6 protein-coding genes are annotated in these 6,571 nt (G+C 54.0%); 1 reads left to right on the top strand and 5 read right to left on the bottom strand.

Annotated elements, in window-relative coordinates; genetic code table 11:
• From ACVBEF_RS19990 to tssK, 3 genes are all read right to left on the bottom strand, one after another.
• Nucleotides 1–748 (bottom strand): type VI secretion protein IcmF/TssM N-terminal domain-containing protein (locus ACVBEF_RS19990; protein WP_447125670.1); only part of this gene is annotated, 748 nt, incomplete at its 3' end.
• A 46-nt stretch (nucleotides 749–794) separates the two neighbouring features.
• Complete coding sequence (icmH, locus tag ACVBEF_RS19985) at nucleotides 795–2,027, bottom strand: type IVB secretion system protein IcmH/DotU (protein WP_447125669.1); 1,233 nt, start codon at nucleotides 2,025–2,027, stop codon at nucleotides 795–797.
• Between the two features lie 104 nt (nucleotides 2,028–2,131).
• Nucleotides 2,132–3,463 carry a type VI secretion system baseplate subunit TssK gene (gene tssK, locus ACVBEF_RS19980; RefSeq protein WP_447125668.1) on the bottom strand — a complete coding sequence of 444 codons (1,332 nt, stop codon included), beginning with the start codon at nucleotides 3,461–3,463 and terminating at the stop codon, nucleotides 2,132–2,134.
• 249 nt (nucleotides 3,464–3,712) lie between these two features.
• Between tssK and ACVBEF_RS19975 the strand changes: the two genes are divergently transcribed.
• Complete coding sequence (locus ACVBEF_RS19975) at nucleotides 3,713–3,961, top strand: hypothetical protein (RefSeq protein WP_447125667.1); 249 nt, start codon at nucleotides 3,713–3,715, stop codon at nucleotides 3,959–3,961.
• 443 nt (nucleotides 3,962–4,404) lie between these two features.
• Here the strand turns inward: ACVBEF_RS19975 and tagH are convergent, their stop codons facing one another.
• Both tagH and ACVBEF_RS19965 read right to left on the bottom strand, forming a co-directional pair.
• Nucleotides 4,405–5,715: a type VI secretion system-associated FHA domain protein TagH gene (gene tagH, locus ACVBEF_RS19970; protein WP_447125666.1), complete on the bottom strand. Its 1,311-nt coding sequence runs from the start codon at nucleotides 5,713–5,715 to the stop codon at nucleotides 4,405–4,407.
• Between the two features lie 290 nt (nucleotides 5,716–6,005).
• Nucleotides 6,006–6,571 (bottom strand): bacteriophage T4 gp5 trimerisation domain-containing protein (locus ACVBEF_RS19965; RefSeq protein ID WP_447125665.1); only part of this gene is annotated, 566 nt, incomplete at its 5' end.

Below are 6,571 nucleotides of genomic sequence, written 5' to 3'. Positions count from 1 at the left end.
GTCTCCGACTCAGTAGTTCTATGCCGAGTACCACGGACAAGCACGAATCGATCACACTGAGCACGACGATGACTCCGTTGATGGGTCGCCGTGGTCGGTATTTTTTCAGTAACTCAAGAAAACCGTTCCAACCAATCTTGTCTGTTCCACTGGGACTGTCCTGTGTGATGTAGCGGCCAGCCGTATCGATTAACACCGCCTCATCGGTGAACCACCAATCGCAATGGCGTGTGCCGCCTGGGGCGTCGAGGACACCTGATGTCAACGCGTCTGTCAACGGAAATTTCAGGCCCGAATGAAGCAGCGTGGTGGTCTTGCCACTGTCTGGTGCGCCAATGAACATGTACCAAGGCAGTTGATAAAGATAGCGGCCGCTCCACTTTTTCTTGCCCGGCGCAGCACGGCGCAAGACCGCCATTGCCTGCTGCAAACGCTTCTCCAGCAAGGCCTGCTCCTGCAACACTTCCTGCTGCTGTACGTCTTTTCCAGCGCTATCCTTAGGCGGTACAAGGCTGGCCAACAGGCGTCGGCTGGCGAGTTTGGCCGCGATGGCTTGCCACAAAAAGTAGCCGACCCAGATGGCAAAAAACAACCATATGAAGAGCCAGCGCACACTGCTCGAAGCGAATGGCACCATGCCGTTGAAGGCGAATAGCGGTCCTTCGAACCATACCAGCAGCGACAACATCACCACGCCAAGCAGGGATAGTAGCCAGGACTTAAACAGCCAAGAAAATAATCGTTTCATAGTCGTCCGCCGCAGAGGATAAAAATCAGTAAAAATATGCGCGTCATCATGGCACTTGCGCCGGAGTCAATACGACGATATCGACGCGGCGGTTAAGCGCCCGATTGGCAGATGTATTGTTGGCCACTAGTGGCTCAGTATCGCCACGCCCTTCGGCACTGAAGCGGTCGGGAGGCCCGGCACGGCCTGCCAGCACCTGCATCACGCCGGTGGCGCGTGCCTTGGATAAACTATAGTTTGATGGAGAGCCCGCTGACTGGCGAAATTTGGTGTCGTCGGTGTGACCGATGACGATCACCTTGCCAGGCAGCGTCTTGAGCGCGTCCCCGATGCGTTTCAGCAATGGCATGACCTTATTTTGTACTACTGTTCTGCCGGAACCAAACATGCCGTCGCCACGCACGGTAATGACGCAACCTTCGCCCGTTTCTTGTACAGCCACAAGGCCTTGGGTGATTTCCGGTGCCAGAAAGTCGGCAATACGTAATGAAGTGGCCGGTGGTGACGCACGCACCACCACCGGCGCGGTCCGTACATGTGCCACGTTGATTTTTGACAGGCTGGCGAGCACCGGAGCCAAATGGCGGTTCAATCTCGCGCTGCAGATCAGTTGCACGATCAGTAGCCCCCCGGCCGCAATCAGAACCCAGACCGGAATAAGGCGCAGCGGTGACAGCGCCTGCCGGCCCTCGCCTCGCCATGCCGGCGACAAAGCGGCTTTGTAGCTACCGCGATGCTGACGGATCAGTTGCAGCAGTCGTTCGCGTAGCGCCATCAATTGCACATGGCCCTGGTCGATCAATCGATAGCGGCCTTCGAGACCCAATGACAAACACACATACATGAACTCCAGCACGTCCAGATTGATGGCCACATTCTGGCTCAGACGCTGCAGGATAAGAAAGATTTTTTCGCCACCTGAGGCCTCATTATGGAAGGCCACCAGCAGGCTACGCGTATTCCACACATCACTACCCCAGGGCGTGCTGGCAATAGTTTCGTCAAGTAGCGTACACACAGCGTAGCGCGCCGCGGCGATAGCCTCGTTATCCACGCCACTGGCACGGGCGTCGATTTCAAATGTTTTAATCGCGAGCGCCAGGCGCTCACGCAATTGTGGCAAATCAGGCGGCTCAATAGTGATGCGCAGTGGCACCACCAAGTCAAGCAAGGGATTCGCAGCGCGCACCAGCGGATTGAGGCCGCTACCCGGCAGTTCTGGGATGATCCCGGCAGCGGGTGCCAATACAGCACCCTGAATGATCGGAGTTGGAATCATTGCACGGAGAATCGCTTAACGCAGCATCTAAATGTTATTTCTATCATCATGACTGTATCCGGACTCTGGTTCAAATCAAGAAGATTTTCTATGTTCACACCGACCTACTTTCTGATGGCCCAGAATTGCATTTGCAATCCTGGAAAATCGCCGGCCACATGCATCGCGAACCCGGCCGAGTTAATGAGCTGCTGGAAATATTCACTGTCGCGGTCTAGCTCGAAATACGTGTAACCTGCATAAAACGGCAACTGTCTTGGCGCTACCGGCAAAACGCGCAGACCAATACCCGGCAACTGCAAATTGACCAGATCACGAATCTTTTCCACCGAGCCAATCTTCGTCTGCGCCGGGAAAGCGTTGAGCAACGCATCGGTCGGCATCTTCGCGTTCACCGCCAGTACGAAGCTGGCAGAACGCAGCAATTCTTTATCAGCCAGTACCGCCACTCGGATGCCGAACTGACGTTCTTCGAGCGGAATCGGTACCGCTTGTGAGTCCATCACCGTCGAAAGGGCGCGCCGCAGGTCGGCGATCAGCGGTGCAAAACTCTCTGCAAGATAGTCATGGCGGTATTGTGGATAGGTGCCAGTTCGCTTGCTCGCTTCAGTGAAGGTCGCCAGCTCGCCCGCCAATTCCAGCATGGCACTATAAAGTCGCTCCGGCCACACACCAGTGCCACCGACCAGGTGCCTGAATAATGGCTCTACGCGATTAAGCAATCGCAACAATAGAAAATCGGCGATTTCGGCGGCACCGGCCGCGCCTGGCTGCGACAGACGCCCGGCCAGCGCGTCGCCGCGCTGATGCAACAGGCCCACCAGCTCGTCGGCGAAGCCAGCCAAACGCGGCGCAGCACGAAAGTCAAGGCACGGTGGACAATATTCAGGGTCTAGCACCACGCGGTTGTCGGCACGCCGCTCGACGATGCGGGCGATGCCCAGCGTGGCGTAAGCGTTAGCCACTTCACTTTCAAGGGCGATACGCAGCCGCAATTTACCAACCTGCATCAGCGCGCTATTGTCTAGCCCATTGCTGTCCCACACTTCATAATCGTCGCTGCGATATCGAGCAAAATTGTCCGGACCATCCTGGTTGGCAACTTCAACTACACCATGTCGACGTAAAGGTAACGCTAACACCACCAATACGTTACGCGCATCGGCCGGCACATCCAGCGGTAGCGGCAAATCATCCTCAGCAGGTAGATAAAAGGGCGTACCGTCGGGTAACACCGCGCGGCATGACTGCAGGGCCAGCTTACCCAACGCCAGTTGCTGCTCGTCCAGTTTGAGCTCTGAAAAACCATAACCGTACGGCGTTAGTGCTGCCACACGCGCCTCTAACTGGCTCTGCCAATAACGGTCATGTTGCTGCAAATGCTGCGGCTGCAGCAACATGCCTTCCGTCCAAACTACTTTATTTTTCCACGCCATGATGGCCCTTTTATAGATTGATTCCGCGTCTGTTTGCAGCTCTGTCGCATTAGCAGAGATAAATCAGACAGTTAGCAAGTTGTTGAGTCATCGTCAAACTGAACATATTTTTTTAGCCAAGATATAAAACTGGCAGGCAAAACATTTTCGGCGGCTACGATCACCGATTCTTTACGAATCATGTACATGATTTCGATACCGACCAAGACGTTTTTAGCGCAGTGAAATGACCCAGCACATGATGGCGCTATGGTTCTGCTCGACGATGTAGTTGTTGAGGTAGTTGAGCTGCCGAACTACGATAGAGATTTCTTTGTCAGTATGGGTCGTGTCAATCACTGCCTTGTTAGCGCCGCTTATATCCATCGGAGCCTGCATCGCCTTGCAAAAAAACGTCAGGCATTCTTCTTGTCCCGCTTGGCTGTCGAGATTGCATATATCGCGTCACTTTATCCTTCAACATCTGGCCTGCTTGAGCCTATCAATAACTTTGTTTAGCGCGACAGAACTCTGACTTGGCCAATACAACTTGCCAGCACTATCTATTTTCTGTTTGTTACTATATCCGACCGTCAGACAATGGTCTGTCGCCATTTATGGGGACAGATTACAAATCCGATATAACTCTCCCCCACCCTTGCTCTATAACACTATGTAGCTATCGTCATCACAGCCATACGCAGTCGTCAGGTCCACGATATACGGTCATGAATTGCATATGATGCAGTCGCTGCGGGCACGGTCTGCGACAGAAACGCATCGAGCGCATTATGCTGACCACGCCCCCTTTTTTGTGGAATCCATACGAGAAACCACCTCTGACTGGCTCTGCCAATAACGATCATGCTGCTGCAAATGCTACGACTGCAGCAACATACTTCCCAATCAGACCACTTTATTTTTCCGCGCCATGACGTCCCTTTTATAGAGTGATTTCCTGTCTATTTTCCAACGCTGCCAGAACGTTCTACTTTCTCTTCGTAAGCCTCAGAGAATTTTTCGCCAAACAGGCGTTGTAAATCGTCATCGGCCTCGCGCGCAATCTCCGGGTAGAGCTTGACCAGGCGATCCCACATTTTCGCCTTACGGCGTGTGCGCATCATTTTGTCCATGACGTTCGGCACCACCAGCCGACTTTCGATTTGAACCAGATCGAAGTGATGCAACACCTCTGCCAGCGCCGCTCGCATGCCTGCGATGACGGCCAACTCATGCGCTTTCAATTCAATGAAAGCGCTGTGCATGGCCTGCACAGGTGGCATATAGCTCGTCATATTGGAGGTCAGCATTTGCGTCAACGCACTGTCTGAATTTAAAAAAAACTTTAGCGGATTATTAGCGCTGTCGGACGTCATAGTTGTGTCGTTGCCGCTTTCTTTTTTGTTCAGCGGATGCGCCATCAACATCTCCATAGTGCCGGCAGTGGCCTCACGCAGCATCGCCCCCACCGTCTCGGCGACCTCAACGTCGGAGCGATTGATTTGTAGATCCGGCAGACCCAGGCCGCGCAGCAGGGCTTGCAGAACTTCGCTGTCCCTGGTGGCTGGCACTACTGATGCGACCATGCTCGATACCGGCGTGGGTAGTAAACAGTCGGCCAGAGGATCGTAGTCTTCAGGTATCGTAAAACCACTTTCCGACGCCACTGGTATTGGCTGGGCGGGCGACGCCGAGCTGATCGACTGCGGGTAGAACGGCACGAGTTCGGGTGAGACATGATCGCTTTCAGCGGAGCGGTACTGCGCCGCCGTGCCAAATAAGTTCAGTCCCAGCGGGTCATACTGCGCCGCGCCAGTACTGGGACTGATATCAAGGATGCGTGCCCCGGCCAGCGCATCGACGACGCTCGACTGGCCCGGCAACACAGCAAGGGCGGGCACCGACGCTACCGCTGGCGGCGAATCAAATAACGGAGCGACCGGCACCGCTATCGCAATGCGCGCTTGCAACTGATAATCGCCTATGACGATGCTGTCATGATCGGCCAGCGCGATCTCACAACCTTTGCCCAGTGGCCGATCATTTACCACGCTGGGATTACTCCCTAAGTTTTCGAGGAAATACACGCCTGCGCGAAAGACCACCCGCGCATGCGTGCGCGAAATATATTTACCCGGATCGTCCAGTACCAGCAAGTTGTCCGGCGCACGACCGATAGTTCCGCCAACATCGGAAAAAAGTCCCACCGGAGCGTGAGGCACAGCCTGGTTACGGCAAGTCAAAATACGCAGAGTTAATAGGATTGGGCTCATCAGAAATGGGAGGCAGGATGAGCGCCATTAATCACCGGGAGGCTGCGCATAGCTAAGCACCATCCACGCACACCATCAGAAGTTATAGCCAATCTAAGTATGTATTGCATTATCAATCCCCATATTAAAAATAGGCAAAATGCCACCATCATTCCCAGCTGCAGACAGATGATTATCGCGAGCGCTAAGCAAGCCTGCATAATTGTTTAGACCAGGCGCCCCGACGCAGACAGTACGACTGTACGGCAAGGAGAGGCAACGACGTATAAACGATTATGCAGGCTTGCTTATCAATTGATTTTTACCAGCGATCCGGCCACGGTCATGATGCCGTTCGCATTGATGTCCATCATCGCTCCCGCCTTAACCTGCGTATTCGCGTCGGAGGCGATCTCGATCGCGATCGATTTGATGGTAATTTTTCCAGCCTCGATCTTGATGCTGCTAGCGCCCACCTTCAGCTCGATCGACGTGCCAGCCTCGATGACGATGGTCTGGCCGACTTTCACCTTTTGGTTGCCATCGATGGCCAGACTCTGGTCTTTGCTGATCTGGATGCTCTCGTCGTTGCCGATCTTGATAGTCTGGTCATGCCCGACGTCAAGCAGACGATCATTCTTGATAGCGATGTCCTGATTACCCTTGTCAGCGGTCTCGAAGCCCACCTTCAACACATCGTTATTCTTGACCACGCGTTTAAAATCGCGCTCGGCCTGCACATACACTTCTTCGGCGCCCTTTTTATCCTCGAAACGCAGTTCGTTATAACCTTCGCCGCCCTTCGATGCATTTGACTTCACGGTTGACTTGGTCTGTTCAGCCGGTAAGGGGTAAGGCGGCATCGCGTCCGAGTTAT

The sequence above is a fragment of the Glaciimonas sp. GG7 genome, assembly GCF_052976905.1.
The sequence above is the reverse complement of the archived record's forward strand: the minus strand, read 5'-3'. Positions and strand labels throughout refer to the sequence as shown.